The 17,941-nt window shown below is 73.8% G+C and carries 17 protein-coding genes; 9 read left to right on the plus strand and 8 right to left on the minus strand.

Translation table 11 applies throughout. The features are described 5' to 3' along the window. Positions 1-63: 63 nt before the first annotated feature. The 3 genes from ACFOVU_RS14585 to ACFOVU_RS14595 all read right to left on the minus strand — a co-directional run bounded on the left by ACFOVU_RS14585 (position 64) and on the right by ACFOVU_RS14595 (position 5,572). A complete protein-coding gene (locus ACFOVU_RS14585) occupies positions 64-1,398 on the minus strand; it encodes an MFS transporter (RefSeq protein WP_378533862.1) in 1,335 nt (444 codons plus the stop codon). Positions 1,399-1,610: 212 nt separating this feature from the next. Beyond that, positions 1,611-2,777: a S1 family peptidase gene (locus ACFOVU_RS14590; RefSeq protein ID WP_378533864.1), complete on the minus strand. Its 1,167-nt coding sequence runs from the start codon at positions 2,775-2,777 to the stop codon at positions 1,611-1,613. 602 nt (positions 2,778-3,379) lie between these two features. Next, entirely contained in the window at positions 3,380-5,572 is a 2,193-nt protein-coding gene (locus tag ACFOVU_RS14595; protein WP_378533866.1) for a prolyl oligopeptidase family serine peptidase, read from the minus strand. 152 nt (positions 5,573-5,724) lie between these two features. On the opposite strand from ACFOVU_RS14595, the gene mshB reads away from it, so the two are divergent. Together mshB and ACFOVU_RS14605 are read left to right on the plus strand one after the other, a co-directional pair. After that, complete coding sequence (mshB, locus tag ACFOVU_RS14600; protein ID WP_378533868.1) at positions 5,725-6,585, plus strand: N-acetyl-1-D-myo-inositol-2-amino-2-deoxy-alpha-D-glucopyranoside deacetylase; 861 nt, start codon at positions 5,725-5,727, stop codon at positions 6,583-6,585. A 180-nt stretch (positions 6,586-6,765) separates the two neighbouring features. Continuing rightward, positions 6,766-7,221: a hypothetical protein gene (locus ACFOVU_RS14605; protein WP_378533870.1), complete on the plus strand. Its 456-nt coding sequence runs from the start codon at positions 6,766-6,768 to the stop codon at positions 7,219-7,221. 24 nt (positions 7,222-7,245) lie between these two features. On the opposite strand, the gene ACFOVU_RS14610 is transcribed toward ACFOVU_RS14605, so the two are convergent. The 3 genes from ACFOVU_RS14610 to ACFOVU_RS14620 all read right to left on the minus strand — a co-directional run bounded on the left by ACFOVU_RS14610 (position 7,246) and on the right by ACFOVU_RS14620 (position 10,032). After that, positions 7,246-8,208 (minus strand): site-2 protease family protein, encoded by a 963-nt coding sequence (locus tag ACFOVU_RS14610; protein WP_378533872.1) that lies wholly within the window; start codon positions 8,206-8,208, stop codon positions 7,246-7,248. Between the two features lie 146 nt (positions 8,209-8,354). After that, on the minus strand, positions 8,355-9,686 hold the full coding sequence (locus tag ACFOVU_RS14615) for a hypothetical protein (protein ID WP_378533874.1): 1,332 nt from the start codon (positions 9,684-9,686) through the stop codon (positions 8,355-8,357). Between the two features lie 79 nt (positions 9,687-9,765). Next, the gene (locus tag ACFOVU_RS14620) at positions 9,766-10,032 is read right to left on the minus strand and encodes a putative acetyltransferase (protein ID WP_378533876.1); all 267 of its coding nucleotides are present in this window, start codon (positions 10,030-10,032) and stop codon (positions 9,766-9,768) included. Between the two features lie 178 nt (positions 10,033-10,210). On the opposite strand from ACFOVU_RS14620, the gene fdxA reads away from it, so the two are divergent. Together fdxA and dapC are read left to right on the plus strand one after the other, a co-directional pair. Then, positions 10,211-10,537: a ferredoxin gene (gene fdxA / locus ACFOVU_RS14625; RefSeq protein WP_378533878.1), complete on the plus strand. Its 327-nt coding sequence runs from the start codon at positions 10,211-10,213 to the stop codon at positions 10,535-10,537. A gap of 218 nt (positions 10,538-10,755) precedes the next feature. Beyond that, the gene (dapC, locus tag ACFOVU_RS14630) at positions 10,756-11,877 is read left to right on the plus strand and encodes a succinyldiaminopimelate transaminase (protein ID WP_378533880.1); all 1,122 of its coding nucleotides are present in this window, start codon (positions 10,756-10,758) and stop codon (positions 11,875-11,877) included. 102 nt (positions 11,878-11,979) lie between these two features. Here the strand turns inward: dapC and ACFOVU_RS14635 are convergent, their stop codons facing one another. Further along, a complete protein-coding gene (locus ACFOVU_RS14635) occupies positions 11,980-12,834 on the minus strand; it encodes a hypothetical protein (protein WP_378533882.1) in 855 nt (284 codons plus the stop codon). A gap of 290 nt (positions 12,835-13,124) precedes the next feature. Here ACFOVU_RS14635 and ACFOVU_RS14640 point away from each other — a divergent pair, with 290 nt between their 5' ends. From ACFOVU_RS14640 to ACFOVU_RS14650, 3 genes are all read left to right on the plus strand, one after another. Next, positions 13,125-13,961 (plus strand): 2,3,4,5-tetrahydropyridine-2,6-dicarboxylate N-succinyltransferase, encoded by an 837-nt coding sequence (locus ACFOVU_RS14640; protein WP_378533884.1) that lies wholly within the window; start codon positions 13,125-13,127, stop codon positions 13,959-13,961. A 104-nt stretch (positions 13,962-14,065) separates the two neighbouring features. Further along, positions 14,066-15,136: a succinyl-diaminopimelate desuccinylase gene (gene dapE / locus ACFOVU_RS14645; protein WP_378533886.1), complete on the plus strand. Its 1,071-nt coding sequence runs from the start codon at positions 14,066-14,068 to the stop codon at positions 15,134-15,136. Positions 15,137-15,210: 74 nt separating this feature from the next. Next, positions 15,211-16,023: an LOG family protein gene (locus ACFOVU_RS14650; RefSeq protein WP_378533888.1), complete on the plus strand. Its 813-nt coding sequence runs from the start codon at positions 15,211-15,213 to the stop codon at positions 16,021-16,023. A 16-nt stretch (positions 16,024-16,039) separates the two neighbouring features. On the opposite strand, the gene ACFOVU_RS14655 is transcribed toward ACFOVU_RS14650, so the two are convergent. Next, positions 16,040-16,384 (minus strand): hypothetical protein, encoded by a 345-nt coding sequence (locus ACFOVU_RS14655; protein WP_378533890.1) that lies wholly within the window; start codon positions 16,382-16,384, stop codon positions 16,040-16,042. Between the two features lie 73 nt (positions 16,385-16,457). On the opposite strand from ACFOVU_RS14655, the gene ACFOVU_RS14660 reads away from it, so the two are divergent. Beyond that, a complete protein-coding gene (locus ACFOVU_RS14660; RefSeq protein ID WP_378533892.1) occupies positions 16,458-17,078 on the plus strand; it encodes a hypothetical protein in 621 nt (206 codons plus the stop codon). Between the two features lie 239 nt (positions 17,079-17,317). Beyond that, positions 17,318-17,893: a hypothetical protein gene (locus tag ACFOVU_RS14665; protein ID WP_378533893.1), complete on the plus strand. Its 576-nt coding sequence runs from the start codon at positions 17,318-17,320 to the stop codon at positions 17,891-17,893. The last annotated feature ends 48 nt before the right edge of the window (positions 17,894-17,941 follow it).

Here is a 17,941-nt window from a genome sequence, read left to right on the forward strand (position 1 = left end):
GCGAGGGCCGCGCCGGATGCTTCCGGCGCGGCCGTCGGGGCGGTGCGGGGTGTGCCCGCGTGGTCAGGAGCCTGCGCCCGCCGGCACCGCGTCGAGCGAGGAGTCCTTGGTCTCGCGGGCCAGCACCAGCGCGACCAGGGTCAGGGCCGCGGCTCCGATGAGGTAGCCGCCGACGGCCCACAGGCCGAACTCCGCCGCCAGCCAGGTCGCGGCGTAGGGCGCGAGCGAGGCGCCCAGCAGCCCGCCCAGGTTGTAGGCGATGGAGGCGCCGCTGTAGCGGACGTTGGTCGGGAACAGCTCGGGGAGCAGGGCGCCCATGGGCCCGAAGGTCAGGCCCATCAGGGAGAGCCCGATGACCAGGCAGGCCAGGACCGCCGCGGTCGAGCCCGATCCCAGCAGCGGGCCCAGGGCCAGGCCGAACACCATGATGGCGACGGTGACCGTGATGAGCGTGGGCCGGCGCCCGTAGCGGTCGGCGATGAGCCCCGCCACCGGGGTCAGCGCGCCGAAGAAGACCACGCCGATGAGCAGCAGGACCAGGAACTCGGTGTAGTCGTAGCCGAGGCCGTCGGGGCTGGTGCCGTAGGACATCGAGAACACGGTCATCAGGTAGAAGAGCACGTAGGTCGCGACCATGATGAGCGTGCCCAGCACGATCGACCGGGTGCTGGTGCGGAAGACCTCCAGGACGGGGGTCTTGGCCCGCGTACCCGCGGTGACGATCTTGGTGAAGGCCGGGCTCTCGTGCAGTGTCAGCCGCACCCACAGGCCGACGACGATGAGAACGGCCGAGAGCAGGAACGGCACCCGCCAGCCCCACGCGAGGAACGCGTCCTCGCTGAGCAGGCTCGACAGGATGAGGAAGACGCCATTGGCCAGGAAGAAGCCGATGGGCGCCCCGAGCTGCGGGAATGTGCCGAACAGGGCGCGCTTGTCGCGCGGGGCGTTCTCGGTGGCCAGCAGCGCCGCACCGCCCCACTCGCCGCCCAGCCCGAGGCCCTGGCCGAAGCGGCACAGCGCGAGCAGGAGCGGGGCGAGCACGTGGATCTGGTCGTAGGTGGGCAGCAGCCCGATGACCACCGTGGAGATGCCCATGGTGAGCAGCGACGCCACGAGGGTCGCCTTGCGGCCGATCCGGTCGCCGAAGTGGCCGAACAGCGCCGAGCCGACGGGGCGGGCGATGAAGGCGATGGCGAAGGTCGCGAGGGACTGGAGGGTGGCGGCGGTGTCGTCGCCGGCGGGGAAGAAGAGGTGCGGGAAGATCAGCACCGCCGCGGTGGCGTAGACGTAGAAGTCGTAGAACTCGATCGACGTCCCGATGAGGCTGGCGGTGATCACCCGCCCGGGCCGGTTCACCGGCGCCGCGTCCTGCCCCTGCCCGTCCTTTGATGCCTGCACGGACACAGTCCGCTACCTCCCAGTTCGTGGCGTTTAACCGATTCATAATATGCGGACTCGCCTGTCATGCGAGACAGCGCGCCCAGATTATGAGACGCCAGCGGGAGTGTGCAGGTCGTCGCCTGATCCGGATGGATGCCATGGAACGCGCGACGCCCCGGCGCCCCCCAGGGGTGGGGGCGCCGGGGCGCTCTTTCGGGAAGGGGGTGGGGCTAGCCTGTGACGAGCTCCACGCCGAACTCCTCCAGGATCGGGTTGACCGGCTGGAAGAAGGTGACGCCGCCGGAGGTGCAGTCGCCCGAACCGCCGGAGGTGACGCCCTGGGCCTGGTCACCGCTGATCCAGGAGCCGCCGGAGTCGCCGGGCTCGGCGCAGACGTCGGTCTCGGTCAGGCCGTTCACGGTGCCCTCGGGGTAGGTCACGGACTGGTTCTTGGCGCCGACGGTGCCGCAGAACATGCCGGTGGTGGAGCCGGATCGGCAGATCGCCGCGCCCTCGGGGGCCTCCTCGGAGCCGGCCACCGCGATGGTGCCGCCCTCGTAGTCGTTGACCGCGCCCACGGGGGTCCAGTTGCTGTCGGCCTCGACGACGCCCATGTCGCTGCCGGGGAAGACGGACCCGGCCACGGTGCCGGTGCCGTCGCCGGCCTCGGTGCCCACGGGGGTGCCCTCGGTGCCGCAGTGGCCGGCGGTCACGAAGCCCGTGGTGGTGGCGAAGCCGATCGAGCAGCGGCCGCTGCTGTCGATGAAGTACGGGTCGCCGCCGATGATGTCCGCGTAGAGCTCCGGGGCGTCGGCGACCTCCTGGACCTCGATCGCCTCGGGCGCGAGCCCGGCTTCGGTGGCCCATGCCTCGGCCGCGGCGGCCTCGCCCTCAAGGGCCCGGATCACCACGGCGTCGCCCATGGTGTCGGGGTACCAGCCGGCGATGCCCTGGTCCTGAGTGGCGCCCTCGGCGTTCAGGGTGTCGACCATCTCGTTGAGGGTGTCCTCGCCGTAGGTCACGACCTTGGGCTGGGCGCCGGCCTCGGTCACCTGCGCGACGGCGGATTCGTCGGTGACGGCGACGGTGAGGTCGCCGGACTCGATGTCGAACCAGCTGCCGCCGAAGGTGCTGCCGAGCTCCTCGCGCAGCTGCGATTCGAGCGCGCCGGCCTCGGCCTGCTGCGCCACGAGGTCGGTGGCCTCGTCCTGGGTGAGGCCGAACTCCGCCGAGATGGCGCTGACCTGCTCCGCCGATGCCTGGGGGGTGGCCGCTTCCTCAGCGCCGTTGACCGCCGCGACCGCGACGGCGCCGAAGACACCGAGGGCCAGGACGGATCCGCCCACGGTGTAGTAGACGGAGGGCTTTCGCGCGGACTTGCGCGCGGACTGTCTCATGGGTGCTGCCCTTTCAGTTGGGGGGACGTGCAAGGGCGGAACCGTTCGCTGGCGAGCGGGGACCCAGCGCCGGTCCCTGGCCGCCCGCCATGGGGCGTGGACGACCTGGCTGTTCACCGAAAGTGCGATGCTGCGGGGCCCGGCCTGCCCGTGGGGGAAGCGGGGCGGGAGCGGCCATGCCCACCGACGTTCGGTAAACGACTCGAAACCATAGGTCATGGCCCATGGCTCGCAACAGGGTCGTTTTCCGGGCCGGAACTCATCACCCGCGGAAATCTTCGTCACGCTGAGTGATGTTCGGTGTGCGTGGGATCACGTCGTCGGCGTGAAAACCGAAGTGGTGCCGGAATCCTGTGATTCCTACCGATATGACGGGGAGATAACGATCCGGAAAGGCAAGGGATTCACAGTGGCCGGATGCGGCCAATTCGTCCACAGGGGGCGCCGGGTGGTCCGCCGGCGTTCCGCGCCCGCTGTGCGCACCGCATCTGCAACGGGCCCTCCGGGGTAGGCGACCGTTCAGTAGACCCGCCGGGCGGTCGCAGAACTGTCAAAGAAGCGGGGACCGGGGCCGGGCCGCTGAGGGCGCCGGCCCCGGCCGGTCAGCCCGCCGACTCCGCGGCGGGGCGGCTCTTCAGGGCCGTGTGCAGGAAGTCGACCTGCACCAGCAGCAGGTTCTCGGCGGTGGTCTCCTCCGACGCCATGTGGGTGATGCCCGACAGCGGGAGCACCGTGTGCGTCCGCCCCGCCGCCAGCAGCGCCGACGAGAGGCGCTGGGTGTGGGCGAACACCACGTTGTCGTCGGCGAAGCCGTGGATCAGCAGCAGCGGCCGGTTCGGGTCGGTGCGCTCGGCGAGCAGCGAGCTGCGCGCGTAGGCGTCGGCCTGCTCCTGCGGCAGCCCGAGGTAGCGCTCGGTGTAGTGGGTGTCGTACAGCGTCCAGTCGGTCACCGGCGCCCCGGCCACCGCCGCGTGGAACACGTCGGGCCGGCGCAGCACCGCCAGCGCCGCCAGGTAGCCGCCGAACGACCAGCCCCGGATCGCCACCCGCTCCAGGTCCAGGAACCCGAACCGCTCCGCGGCGTCGTGCAGCGCGGCGACCTGGTCGGCGAGCACGACGTCGGCCACATCGAGGTGGATCTCCTGCTCCCAGCCCACGCCGATCCCCGGTGTGCCCCGGCCGTCGGCGATCAGCACCGCGAACCCCTGGTCGGCGAACCACTGCGAGGTCAGGTGCGCCGAGCGGCAGCGCAGCACCCGCTGCGCGTGCGGCCCGCCGTAGGGGTCCAGCAGGACCGGCAGCGGCCCCGACCCCTCCTCGTACCACGACGGCAGCACCAGGGCCGAGGGGATCGCGCGCTCGCCCGCCGTCCAGAACGTGACCCGCGGCGCGGGCAGCTCCGGCGCGTGCGCCAGGCTCGCGACCTCGGCCACCCGCGGCCGCTCCCCGGTCGCGTCCGCCCCGTGGACGACGACCGTGCGCACCCCGTCGTGGTCCAGGTCGCGGCGCTGGAGGACGACGGTGCCGCCGCGCAGCCGCCCGGAGTGCAGCCCGCCGCCGTCCGGCGCGCCGGGGAACTCCACGGGCACCGCCCGGCCGTCGGCGGCGTCGACCACCCACAGGCCCACATCGCCGGGCCGCCCGGCGGGCGACCCCGACACCAGGATCCGGTCGCCGTCGATGTCGGCGACCGCGCGCAGGTACACGTCCTCGGGGCCGGTCACGCGGCCCCCCACGTGCAGCCGGCGCTCGGCGCCGCCCTCGGGGCGCCCGATCCACACCAGGTCGCCGCCTGCGGTGAAGCCCGGGATCCCCGGCATGATCTCCACCCAGACCGGATCGGTGTCGGTGTGCACCTCGGAGACCGCGCCGGTGGCGGGATCGGCGCCGAAGAGCGTCAGGGTCCGCTGGTCGCGGCTCTGCGCGCTGAACACGACGGTGGGGCCGCCCTCGGGACGGGTCGTCCACCCGGCGCGCACCAGGTAGGGCAGTGCCGCGCGGTCCCAGTCCACCCACACCGGCTCCGCCGGGCCCGCGCCGTCGGCCGCCTCCCCGTCGCCCAGGGGCAGCACGGCCAGCCGCACCTCGGCGTTGGGGGTGCCCGCCGCCGGGTAGGCCACGGTCTGCGGGGCCGCCTCGGGGTCGGCGGGGTCGGCGATCGTCCACCGGCGAACGGGGGTGTCGTCCACCCGCGCCGCCAGCAGCGCCGAGCCGTCGGGCGCCCACCACATGCCGCGGAAACGGCTCATCTCCTCGGCGGCGATGAACTCGGCCAGGCCCCACGTGACACCGGGGGCGTCCGCCGCGGTGAGGACGCGGTCGCGCCCGTCGGCGATCCCCACCACGCGCACCGTGCCCCCGCTGACATAGGCGACACGCTCGCCGAGCGGGCAGATCAGCGGGTCCACGACCGGGCCCGCGGCGGGCAGCTCGCGCGGCGGTGCGCCGCCCTCGGACAGGCCGACGTGGTACAGGCGCCCCGACAGCGTGAAGGCCGCCGCGGTGAAGCCGTCGTCCACGGTGTAAGCGACGATGCCGCCGCCGGTCTCGCGCAGGCGCTCGCGGCGGGCCCGTTCCTCGGGCGGCAGGTCTTCGTCGTCGGCGCCGATCGACCTGGGGTCGGCCACCAGCCGTTCGCGGCCGTCCGGCTCCAGGACCCACAGGCAGGTCGCGGTGTCATCGCCGTCCCGGCCGCGCAGGAACGCCACGCGCCGTCCGTCGGGGGAGATCTGGAACGCCCGCGGCACCCCGATGGTGAAGCGCCGGGTCCGGGCCTGTTGACGAGGGAAACTCATGCGCCGATTGTGGCGCATGGCCGCCGCGTGCCGCCGCAGGCCGCCCGCCCGTGCCGCCGCCGGCGCGGGCCGGTGGACCGCGGCGCCGGGGGACCCGCCCGGGCGGACCGGGCCGGGCGTGGGCCGGGGCCCCGCGATAGGCTCTGTGTCCCATGACGGTTCGGCGACTGCTTCTGGTGCACGCCCACCCCGATGACGAGTCCATCGTCACCGGCGCCACCATGGCCAAGTACGCGGCCGAGGGAGCCGCGGTCACCCTGGTCACCTGCACCCTCGGGGAAGAGGGCGAGGTCATCCCCGACGACCTCGCGCACCTGGCGGCCGATCGCCGGGACGCGCTCGGCCCGCACCGGATCGGCGAACTCCAGAAGGCGTGCGCCGCCCTCGGGGTCCGCGACCACCGCTTCCTCGGCGGGCCGGGCCGCTACCGCGACTCCGGGATGATGGGCGCCGCGACCAACGACCGCCCCGGCTGCTTCTGGCAGGCCGACGTCGAGACCGCCGCCCTCCGGCTCGCCGAGGTCATCCGCGAGGTCCGCCCCGAGGTGATGGTCACCTACGACGACAACGGCGGCTACGGCCACCCCGACCACATCCAGGCCCACCGGGTGGCCCTGCGCGCCTTCGACCGGGCAGCGGAGCGCACCCTGCCCGGCGCGCCCTGGTCGGTGCGCAAGCTCTATGCGATCGCCCACCCCCTGTCCCTGTTGACGGAGTCGGTGCGCCGCCTGCGCGAAGCGCCCGGACCGTTCACCGCGCCCGGGACGGCCGCGGACATCACACCGGGCGTCCCCGACTCCGCGGTCACCACCCGCATCGACGCGTCCGCCCACTGGGCCGCCAAGGCGATGGCCCTGCGCGCCCACGCGACCCAGGTCACCGTCGACGGCGGGCTGTTCGCCCTGTCCAACGACATCGCCCAGGAGATCGACGGCGTCGAGCACTTCACCCTCCTGCGCGGCCGCATCGGCCCGCGGGACGCGGACGGCTTCGAGACCGACCTGTTCGCCTAGACCGGGGACCAGGGACCGGCGTACGCCGTCATCCGGGGATCCGGGGCTGGTCCAGCACCCACAGCCGGCCACCGCCGGGCCGCCGGCGGGCCACCTCCGACGATGCCGGACAAAGCCCATCCGGCGGACATCGACGCAGGCGGCGGCGGGTTCGGCGGTGCGGGACAGTAGGCTTCCCCCGTGTCGGCATCCAGCTCTATCCCGCCCGTGCCCGGCGAGCCGCCGGAGGGTCACGCCGTTCGGCGCATCGCCGTGACCGAGCGCGGCGTCGCCATCGCGGCCAATGTCGTCCTGCTGTCGGCGGGCTTCGCCGCCGGGATCGTCGGCGGGCCGGCGGCGCGGTGGCTGACCTGGCTGTGGAACACCGGGCTCGGCGGGCAGGTCGTGGCCGGGGCGATCGCCGTGGCCGTCCTCGTCCTGCTGTTCACCGCCTGCCGCGTGGCGGGATGGGGCACCGGGTCGCGGCTGGGCGCCGGCCTGCCCGCTGTGGGCTGGACCGCCGCGAGCTTCGCGCTGGTCACCCTCTCCTCCGGCGGCGACATCATGCTCACCGCCAACGTGATGGAGCAGGTGTACCTCTTCGGCGGCGTGTTCGCGGTGTCCATGGCCACCGTGCTGACCCCGCCCGGGCCCTGACCCGCGCCTCGGGGCGCCCCCGGGTCAGGAGACCCAGAACCGGAACAGGATCTCGCCGAAGCCGATGTCCATCTGCGGCAGGCCCAGCGCGCCGAACAGGCCCAGCATCGCGTTCAGGAACGCCAGGTTCACCTGCGGCAGCCACAGGACCGCGAACAGCGCGATCACCCCGAACAGCCCCCACGTGCGCGCCAGGCCGGCGACCCGCTCGGGCAGATAGGGCGAAAGGGCCGCGAAGCCGTCCAGGCCGGGCACCGGCAGCACGTTCAGCAGCGCCGCGGTCAGGTTCAGGTAGCACAGGTACATGAGCCCGACGAGCATCCAGTTGTCGGTGAACATGTCCGCCGGCACCAGCACGGCCACCGCCGCGGCCAGGGCCACCGCCAGCAGCAGGTTCACCGCGATGCCCGCCAGCGCCGCCAGGCTGCGCGCGGCCCGGCCGCGCACCGCCGAGGGGTCGTGGGGCGCGGGCCCCGGCAGCCCCACGCCGCCCAGGACGAGGAACGCCACCGGCATCAGCAGCCCGGCGAACAGCCCCCGGTAGGCGAAGGGGTTCAGCCGCAGGTAGCCGCCGCCGCGCAGGCCCCGGTCGCCGAAGCGGTAGGCCGCCAGGGCGTGGCCGAACTCGTGCAGCGCGAGCGACACGATCCAGCCGAAGAGGATGAACACGAACGGCAGGTAGACCGTGGAGTCGTCGCCGGTCCAGTCGACCTCGGCGCGCGTCCAGGAGAACCAGCCCGCCAGGCCGGTGATCCCGAGCAGCAGCACGAAGACGGGGCTGGGCAGCAGGTCGGCCCGGCCCGGCCCCGAGGCGGAGCCGCCGTCGCCGCCCGCGCCCGCGTCGCCTTCGGAGTCCGCCGGCGCGGATTCCGCGTCCGGGGCGGCCGCGTCGTCGTTGGTGCCGGGGCGCTCCGGGGCGATCGCGGAGGCGGGCGCGCCCTCGCCCGCGCGGGTGTCGTCCGGCTCGGTCGGCTCAGGGGTGGACATGGTGCTCCAGCTGGTCGGCGGTTCGGCCGGCGCCCCCACTGCGGGCGCCGGTGGTGCCACGGGCGGCTACGGGACCTGGGGCCCCGCGCGGCCGTCCCCACGTGCGCCTCCAGGCTATTGGCCCCGGCCCGCGCCCCGGAACCGGGTCAGATGGACGCGGGCGGGGTGGTCGCCGACAGGTGCATGGCGGTCAGCGCGAACGCCCGCCCGGCCTTGGTGAGGTGGTGCGAGCCGCCGTCGAGCAGGTCGCCGCCGGTGACGAACCCGAGCGTCTCCAGCAGCCACGTGACCGTGATGAGCACCGAGCGGACCTGCCGGGTATCGGGGCTGTCGCCCTCGATGTCGCCGCCCCAGCCGGCCTCGGCCAGCACCAGCCGCGCCTCCTCGGCTATGGCGGGGTCCTCGGCGCGGGCGTGGCTGCCCGTGGCCTTCGGTGACCGCGACAGCAGCAGCCCGAGCAGGGTCTCGGTGGTGGCCTGCGCGAAGCCGTCGGTGTCGAGCGCGGCCTCGGCGACCGCCCGCCACAGCGCCCCGGTGTCGGCGTGCAGCTGCCGGCCCCGCCGGGTCAGCACCAGCCGCCGGCCCGACCGGCGCACCGCGCGCATCGTGCGCAAAAGCTTGTGCAGGGCGATGAGCTGCATGACGTCGGTCTCGCTGCGCGGCGGCGACGGCGAGGTGGACCACCCGAACTCCGTGCACAGCCCCCGGACGACCGTGGGGGAGATGTAGCCGATCTGGGTGAGCACGATGCCCTCGTCGGCGTGGTCGAGCAGGCGGCGGACCGGGGCCAGCACCTCGGCGGCGTCGTGCGGTGGCTCGGCCCCGCTGATGAGCCGCCCCAGCAGCGGCCAGAGCCGCTGGCGGTGCGGGTGCGACGGCGAGCCCAGCCAGCCGCGGACGCGTTCCTCGCGGACGCGGTCGAGCCGGCTGCGGCCCTGGTGGTCGGGCTGGGTGAGGAACGTCCGCGCGTGCTGCTCCTGCGCCGCCCGCCAGCCGCGCCCGCCGGGCCGGACCTCCTCCAGCGCCACCGCCAGCTCCAGCGACGCCGACGTGGCCTCGAACGCCTCGATCTCGGCGCTGCCCAGGGCGGTGCCCCACGTGAGCTCGGGAAGGTCGGGCGGCTCCACACCGGAGGAGCGCATGGCGCGCCGGTAGGCCTGGAGCCCGGAGTCGTGGCTGACGGTGTAGGCCGCCAGGATCTCCTCCGTGCCGTCGGAGGTGCAGATCAGGGCGTAGCGGTCGAGGTCGAGCAGCGCGAACAGCCGGCCCAGCGAGCGGGTGACGAAGAGGCGTTCGGCGGGGTCGGCGGAGAACCGGACCGGCAGCACGTACCAGCAGAACTTCTGGACGCCGTACTGGGTGAGCGATTGCAGGCTCTGCCCGGCGGTAAGGGTGGAAAGGGCGCTTTCAGCGACCTGGGCGGCCCTGGCGTCCAGACGTGCCAGTTGGGCCAGGGCGGACGCGACGGTCTCCTGCATGGGTGAACCCACCACCTCCCCTGTCAGCTCGGCCGCCGCGGGGGCGGGGCCGGGCGCCCCGGGCGCGGCCCGGCCGGGCTCAGCCTTGGGCGGTGCCGCCCTCGGATCCCCCTGCCCGGCGCCGCGGTGGCTCCTGGGGCACGATCTTGCTCGCGACGATATCGTCCGCCGTGACCTCCGTCACGCCCCCGTTGCGCCGACGTACCCGTATCACGCCGTCTTGCCACGATTCCAGAACCCCGACGATATCCCGGAAGCGGCCATCGGGCACCCGGACGCGCAGAGTGGCCCTCCGGCCGACATCACCCGGGGTCACCTCGGTCACGAAGCGCGAGACATACCCCACTGGATCGACCCCCAATTGCGCGGAAAAGCGAGACGAGCGCAATACTGGAAACTGCGAACCGCGCACAGAACGCCCGGCGGATCCGCGTGCCGGCCTCCCGGCACCGCCCAGGCTATGTGACGGCGGCGAAGACACTTACACGCGGTCAACGTGGCGAAGACCGAAGAGGAGTACGGACGTGACCTACGTCATCGCGCAGCCCTGCGTCGACCTGCTCGACAAGGCCTGCATCGAAGAGTGCCCCGTCGACTGCATCTACGAGGGCCAGCGCATGCTCTACATCCACCCCGACGAGTGCGTCGACTGCGGCGCCTGCGAGCCGGTGTGCCCTGTGGAGGCGATCTACTACGAGGACGACGTCCCGGGCGAGTGGGCGGGCTACTACAAGGCCAACGTCGAGTTCTTCGACGACCTCGGCTCGCCGGGCGGCGCCTCGAAGACGGGCAAGATCGAGCGTGACCACCCCCTCGTCGCCGCGCTGCCCCCGCAGGCCACCGAGGACTGACCCCGTCCCCGCGGCGCCACCAGGCGCCGCAGCGCGGGCGCCCCACGGGGGGAGACCCGCCGTCCCGCACCGGACGGCGCCGGTCACAGGGGCCTCCGCGCACTCCGGCACGCCGGAGACCGCACGACCCGGCCCGCGCCGCCGGGGGCACCGCCCCGCGGCGGTGTGGGCACGGCGCGCACGGCACTGAACACTTAGGACACTGGGGGACCTGACCGATGGCCGACCGCCGACGCGTGGTGGACCGCCTGCCGGACTTTCCGTGGGACCGGCTGGCACCACACAAGCAGGCCGCAGCGACCCACCCCGACGGCATCGCCGACCTGTCGGTCGGCACACCGGTCGACCCCGTCCCCGCGCAGCTTCGCACGGCCCTCGCCGAGGCCGCCGACTCCCCGGGCTACCCCACCACCCACGGCACGCCGGCGCTGCGGGACGCCGCGGCCGCCTGGCTGGCGCGGCGTCACGGCGTCACCGTCGAGTCCGCCGCGGTGCTGCCCACCATCGGCTCCAAGGAGCTGGTCGCCTGGCTGCCCACCCTCCTGGGCCTGGGCCCCGGCGACACTGTCGTGCACCCCGAACTGGCCTACCCCACCTACGACATCGGCGCGCGGCTGGCCGGGGCCACCCCCATCGCCACCGACGGCCTCACCGCGCTCGGCCCCGAACGTGCGCCGCTGGTATGGGTCAACTCCCCGGCCAACCCCACCGGGCGCGTGCTGGGCGCCGACCACCTGCGCAAGGTGGTGGCGTGGGCGCGCGAACGCGGCGCGATCGTCGCCTCCGACGAGTGCTACATCGACCTCGGCTGGGACGGCGCCGCCCCGGTGTCCGTCCTGCACCCCGATGTGTGCGGCGGCTCCCACGAGGGGCTGCTCGCCCTGCACTCGCTGTCGAAGCGCTCCAACCTGGCCGGCTACCGCGCCGCCTTCGTCACCGGCGACCCCGCTCTGGTGGGCGAGCTGCTCGCGGTCCGCAAGCACGCCGGGATGATGGTGCCCGCGCCGGTGCAGGCGGCCATGCGGGCGGCCCTCGACGACGACGGCCACGCGCGCGAGCAGAAGGAGCGCTACGGGCGGCGCCGGGCGCGGCTGCGCGCCGCACTGGAAGGCGCGGGGTGGGAGATCTCGCACTCCGAGGCCGGCCTGTACCTGTGGGCGTCGCACCCCGCGCACGCCGACTCCTGGAGCGCGGTCGCCGCACTTGCGTCCATCGGCATCCTGGTCGCCCCCGGCGACTTCTACGGCCCGGCGGGCGCCGGGCACGTGCGGGTGGCGTTCACCGCCACCGACGAGCGGGTGGAGGCGGCGGCCGAGCGCCTGAGCGTCACCGCCGGCTGACCCCGCCCCCGCCACCGGCCCGCCTCCGCGCTCCCCATTCGCCCGGAACGCCGACGGCCGCCGCACCGATGTGCGGCGGCCGCCCGGGCGCTTCGCGTGCGGCTACTCCAGGACGACCTCGCCCGCCGGCGCGGCGTCGGGCACCGTGGCCCAGCCCTCCTCGGCGTTGTCGAGCGTCCAGCGCTGGTCGTCGTAGGTGACCTGGGTCAGCCCGTACTCCCCGGCATTGGCGACCGCCCACAGGGCCATGGCCCACCCGAGGTCGCCGGTGGTCCGGCGCCCGGCCGCCGCGACCGCGGTGGGCTCCACCCCGAAGACGCGGGTGATCTCGGTGCGTGCGGCATCGGGATCGGGGTCGGCGTAGCCCTCGGGATCGTGGACGCACGTCATCGCGGCGCCCTCGGCCCCCGTGAACGCCGAGGCCATGACCCGCGAGCGCTGCTCGTGCTGGTCGTAGGCGAAGCCGTCGGCGCTGGCCTGCACCGCCTGGGCCGCCTCGTAGACGGGCATCTGCTCGTAGCCGGAGATCTCGACGAGGCTCTCGTAGAACGCCCCCGTGGCGTAGACCGGGTCGAGCAGCTGGTCGGTCTCGCCCCACCCCTTGGACGGGCGCTGCTGGAACAGGCCCACGGAGTCGCGGTCCCCGTAGTCGATGTTGAAGAACTTGGATTCCTGCCACACCGTGGCGTAGGCGATGACAACGGCGTCTTCGGGCAGGTCGCGGGCGAAGGCGACGCCGCCGATGGTGGCGGCGTTGGCGGCCTGCTCGGGGTCGAGCACATCGGTGTCGCCGCTCGCGGTGACGGTGCACGCCGCGGCCGGCTCCTCGGGTTCGACCTCGAGCGGCTTGATCGAGCGCATGACGTAGATCCCGCCGGCGACCAGCGCACCGCAGACCAGGGTCAGAATGGTGAGGATCTTGAAGAAGGCGGAGACTCTTCGCAGCTTTCTGGGCACAGGCAGACCGTAGGGGTTTAGGGGGCGCACACCGGCGCGGTACCGGGGGCGACCTCGACCGACAGGAGGCGAAGCCCTGTGATGCGACGCGGCGGTGGCGGGGCAGCGTGGCACGGAGGGACGGGGCTCCAGATCGCATAGTAGAGCGTGCCGGTGAACACGCTCCGCATCCATAGCCCCCCGATTCGCCCGCCGCAAGCCCCATTCGCGCCACGATCCGGTCACCCCGCGTGCCCGCGGCGTGCGCCGGGTTCGTCCGGCCCGGGGGCGACCCAGTAGGCTCGATGGCCATGACCACCGCGTTCACCAGTCCGCTTCCCCAAGAGATCGACGACCTCTGGGAGCGCCGCTCCGAGCTGACCCCCGACCACACCGAGGCCCGCGACACCATCGTCGGCGCGGTCGACGAACTCGACACCGGCAAGGCCCGGGTCGCCTTCGTCGACCCCGCGACCGACCAGGTCGTCGTCGACGAGCGGGCCAAGCGCGCCATCCTCCTCAGCTTCCGGGTGCTGGGCATGGAGGAGTCGGCGGTCGGTGACTTCCGCCACCACGACCGCATCCCGCTCAAGACCCGGCTCGACGGCGTCCGCGTCGTCCCCGGCGCCATCGCCCGCTGGGGCGCCTACCTCGCGCCCGGCGTCGTGCTGATGCCCTCCTTCACCAACTTCGGCGCCTGGGTCGGCTCGGGCACCATGGTCGACACCTGGGCCACCGTGGGCTCCTGCGCGCAGGTCGGCGAGAACGTCCACCTCTCCGGAGGCGTGGGGGTCGGCGGCGTGCTGGAGCCGCCGCAGGCGTCCCCGGTGGTCATCGAGGACGAGGCGTTCCTCGGCTCCCGCAGCATGGTCGTCGAAGGCGCCCGGGTGCGCCGTGGCGCCAAGCTCGGAGCGGGGACCATCCTCACCTCCTCCACCCGCGTCTTCGACGCCGAGACCGGCGACGAGCTCGCCCGCGGCGAGGCCCCCGCGTGGTCGGTGTGCGTCACCGCCAACCGTGTCAAGAGCTTCCCCGGCGGCGACTTCGGGCTGCCGTGCCTGCTCGTCCTCAAGCGGCTCGAAGAGGGCCAGGAGCACGAAAAGCTCGCCCTCAACGACCTGCTCCGGGAGCACGGCGTCAACGCCTGACCCGGCCCCTCCCGGCCGGCCCCGCCCCCGCCCGGGGGCCGGGGCCGGCCGCCACCGACCGCCGTGCCCACGGCCCGATCCCGCGGAAAGCCGAAAGCCCTGACATGCTCGATCTCACAGCAGACGTCCGCACCCTCACCGCCGCCCTCGTCGACACCGAATCGGTCAGCGGCGGTGAACGGGCCCTCGCCGACGACATCGAGCAGGCGCTGCGCAGGCTGCCGCACCTGACGGTCGACCGCGACGGCGACGCCGTGGTCGCCCGCACCGACCTGGGCCGGGCGCGGCGGGTCGTGCTCGCCGGGCACATCGACACCGTGCCCATAGCCGGGAACGTCCCCTCGCGCCTCGACGGCGAAGGCCGGCTCTACGGCTGCGGCACCTCCGACATGAAGAGCGGCGTCGCGGTGCAGCTGGCCGCGGCGGCGAAGGCCACCGAGCCGGTGCACGACATCACCTACGTCTTCTACGACTGCGAGGAGATCGACGCCGAGCGCAACGGCCTGCGCCGGCTCGCCCGGACCCGCCCCGAATGGCTCTCCGGCGACTTCGCGGTACTGCTGGAGCCCACCGGCGGCGTCATCGAGGGCGGCTGCCAGGGCACCATGCGGGTGGACGTCATCGCCCACGGCGAACGCGCCCACAGCGCGCGCTCCTGGATGGGCCGCAACGCCGTTCACGAGGCCGGGCGGATCCTCGACATCCTCCGCGCCTACTCCCCGCGCGAGCCCGAGGTCGACGGCCTGCGCTACCACGAAGGGCTCAACGCGGTCTTCGTCAACGGGGGAGTGGCCGGCAACGTCATCCCCGACGAGTGCGTGGTCACCGTCAACTACCGCTTCGCCCCCGACCTCACCGTGGTCGACGCCGAAGAGCACCTGCGCCAGGTCTTCTCCGAGTTCGACGTGCGCGTCACCGACTCCGCCCCGCCCGCGCGCCCCGGACTCGACGACCCCGCCGCCGCGGAGTTCGTGCGCACCGTGGGCGCCGGGCAGGCCCGCGCCAAGCTCGGCTGGACCGATGTCGCGCGCATGGCCGAGCTGGGCATCCCCGCGGTGAACTACGGACCGGGCGACCCCACCCTGGCCCACACGCGCGACGAGTTCGTGGAGCTCGCCGCCATCGTGGAGGCCGAGGAGCGCATGGTCGGGTGGCTGAACGGCGCCGTCGGCTGAGCGTCCGGTTCCGGACGCGTCGACGCGGCCCGGCATTCAGCTCCCGTGCGGCCCGCTCCGGATAGCGTTGATCCATGACGGAATCCCGAAAGATCCGCCGTGCAGGTCCGCTGACCTACCACGGCAGCGCCATCCCCGACACCACCACCGACCAGCGCCTCCTGGACCGGCGCGGACCCACCGACTGGGTGCACACCGACCCGTGGCGGGTCATGCGCATCCAGTCGGAGTTCGTCGAGGGGTTCGGCCTGCTCTCCGAGGTCGGCCGGGCGGTGAGCGTGTTCGGGTCGGCCCGCACCAAGCCGGGCACCCCCAACTACGCCCTGGGCGAGCGGGTGGGCGCGCGGCTCGCCGAGGCCGGCTACTCGGTGATCACCGGTGGCGGCCCCGGCACGATGGAGGCGGCGAACAAGGGCGCCCAGGAGGCGGGCGGGCACTCGATCGGGCTCGGCATCGAGCTGCCGTTCGAGCAGTCGCTCAACGGCTACATCGACATGGGCGTCACGTTCCGGTACTTCTTCGTGCGCAAGACCATGTTCGTGAAGTACTCGCAGGCGTTCGTCGTGCTGCCGGGCGGGTTCGGCACCCTCGACGAGCTGTTCGAGTCGGTCACCCTCGTGCAGACCGGGAAGGTCACCCGGTTCCCCGTGGTGCTGGTGGGCTCGAAGTTCTGGGGCGGCCTGGTCGACTGGGTGCGCTCGACCCTGCTGGACGAGGGCGTGATCTCGCCCGACGACCCCGACCTCATCACGGTCACCGACGACCCCGACGAGGTCGTGGAGATCATCCGCAAGGCGCACGTGAGCCTGGCGCGGCGCGACTTCGAGCTGGAGCGGGTGGCCGAGGAGGGCCTGGCCGCGGGCAACGGCGCCAACGGAGCCGAGTGACCGCCGCCGCGGCGGATCAGGCCAGCCCGCGCCGGGCCACCGCCGGCGGGCGGTCGCCGCGGATCGCGGCCACCATGTCCAGCGCCCGGCGGGCCTCGCGGGGCTGCGAGGTGGCGAACACGGTGGCGCCCAGCCAGGCGTAGAGCGCGACCAACGCGATCTCGGCGGCGTCGTCGCGGGCCGCCGTTGCGCCCCCGCCGGCGCCCGCCGCGGCGGAGCACCGCACCAGGACCGGCCGGCCGGCAGAGGCGAGCGAACGGACCACTGACGCCGGCGGCCGGCGGCCTGCGTCGACCGCGTCCGCCACCACGGCGTCGGCGGCGACCACCTGGAAGGGGCGGGCTGTGTCGTCGGTCTGCACGGTCCGAGTGTCGCATGCGGCGCTCCCCTGCGGGGGTCCGTGTGAGGGGCGGAGGTATGGCACCATGGCGAAGATGAGTGTGACCATCCTCGTCCTGACCGCCGTCGCCGCCGCGGCGGTGCTCATCGGCGTGGCCCTCACGGTCATGGGGAAGGGCGGCCAGCTCGCGCGCTTCGAGGCCGACCACCCCCCGCTGGACCTTCCCGACGACCGCCCCATCACCGGCACCGATGTGAGCCGGGTGGCGCTCCCGCTGTCCGCGTGGGGCTACCACGTGCGGGCGGTCGACGAGCTGCTGCGCCGCGTGGTCGGCGCGCTCGCCGAGCGCGACGCCACCATCCGCGACCTCGAGCAGCGCCTCGCTGTGCTCGACCCCGAGCGCGGCCGCGGCGGCGCCGGTGACATCGATGACGTCGACGGCCTCGTCGAGCGCGCCGAGACCGACCGATCCCTCTCCGCGGCCCCGGACGCTTCCGGCCCCGAGGCGGACACCGCACTCGTCGAGGGCGCGGCCCCGGGGTTCGCGGCCGACAACGACCCCGACGGCGTCCACGCTTCCGGACTCCGCGGGGACCACGACGACGACGCCTACGGCGGCGACTCCTCCGGGCCCGGCACCGGCCACGAGCAGTGGGCGCTGCACGGCGGATCCGAGGTCGCGGGAGGGGCCGCCAAGGCCTCCGACCCGGCCTGACCACGGCACGGCCGGCCGCAGTGCGGCGGCCGGCCCGACCCCCGCGCCGGGCCGTTCCGGCGGCGCGGGGCGACCGCTCCCGTGTGGGTCTCGTCACTTCCGGGCGGTGAGCGGCCGACGGTGCCGTGACTTATTCTCTGTCGCTGTACCCGCGAACCGCCCCCTGCGCGGTTCGCCTTGGAGGATTGAGCGATGTCCAACTCGAACGGCCCCCACTGTCCCCGTCCAGGGGAGAACCGGTGAGCGAGGCGCCCAGCCGTGAGCCGGAGCAGGCGCCCGGCGAAGCGGGCTCGGCCTCGCCCATTCGCCAGATGTCCCTGTGGCCTCCGCCACGCTCCACCCGGCACTCCGCCAAGCGGCGCCGGACCATCATCGTCGCGGCGCTCGTCGGCACGCTGATCGGGCTGGCCGCCGTCGGCGGGGCGGCGTGGGCGCTGCGCGCCGGCTCCGGCGCGCCCGAGGCCGGGGGGAGCGTCCCCGACTCCCACGCCGGCACCTGGAGCGGCGACATGTCCCAGGAGGACGCCGAAGGCCGGCACGTGACCGACTACCACGTGCAGATCAAGCTCGAATCCGGTGAGGAGCGCGGCTCCGCCGACTACTCCCTGGACTGCCGCGGCAGCCTCACTCTGCGTGAGCGCGACGGCGACCGGCTGGTCTTCGACTACGTCGAGACCTACGACCGCGACAACCGGTGCATCGACGAATCCGAGCTCTACCTGGAGCCCGGGAGCGCCCCGGACACCCTGGACGCCCGCTGGGAGGCGGTCTCGCACGACGGCGTGCCGATGACCTCCACGGGCACCCTCCGCTAGGGTGGCCCCGCCGGGCGGTCACGTTCCGGCACGGCTCCGGGAGGAACC

The organism is Nocardiopsis sediminis, from assembly GCF_042650565.1.
Lineage (GTDB): Bacteria > Actinomycetota > Actinomycetes > Streptosporangiales > Streptosporangiaceae > Nocardiopsis_B > Nocardiopsis_B sediminis.

Excerpts from the sequence above, each read along its gene's own strand:
- ACFOVU_RS14595 (WP_378533866.1), bottom strand. The coding sequence starts at position 5,572 with ATGAGTTTCCCTCGTCAACAGGCCCGGACCCGGCGCTTCACCATCGGG.
- ACFOVU_RS14610 (WP_378533872.1), bottom strand. The coding sequence starts at position 8,208 with ATGTCCACCCCTGAGCCGACCGAGCCGGACGACACCCGCGCGGGCGAG.
- dapC (WP_378533880.1), top strand. The coding sequence starts at position 10,756 with ATGGCCGACCGCCGACGCGTGGTGGACCGCCTGCCGGACTTTCCGTGG.
- ACFOVU_RS14640 (WP_378533884.1), top strand. The coding sequence starts at position 13,125 with ATGACCACCGCGTTCACCAGTCCGCTTCCCCAAGAGATCGACGACCTC.
- ACFOVU_RS14590 (WP_378533864.1), bottom strand. The coding sequence starts at position 2,777 with ATGAGACAGTCCGCGCGCAAGTCCGCGCGAAAGCCCTCCGTCTACTAC.
- mshB (WP_378533868.1), top strand. The coding sequence starts at position 5,725 with ATGACGGTTCGGCGACTGCTTCTGGTGCACGCCCACCCCGATGACGAG.
- ACFOVU_RS14650 (WP_378533888.1), top strand. The coding sequence starts at position 15,211 with ATGACGGAATCCCGAAAGATCCGCCGTGCAGGTCCGCTGACCTACCAC.
- ACFOVU_RS14660 (WP_378533892.1), top strand. The coding sequence starts at position 16,458 with ATGAGTGTGACCATCCTCGTCCTGACCGCCGTCGCCGCCGCGGCGGTG.
- dapE (WP_378533886.1), top strand. The coding sequence starts at position 14,066 with ATGCTCGATCTCACAGCAGACGTCCGCACCCTCACCGCCGCCCTCGTC.
- ACFOVU_RS14615 (WP_378533874.1), bottom strand. The coding sequence starts at position 9,686 with ATGCAGGAGACCGTCGCGTCCGCCCTGGCCCAACTGGCACGTCTGGAC.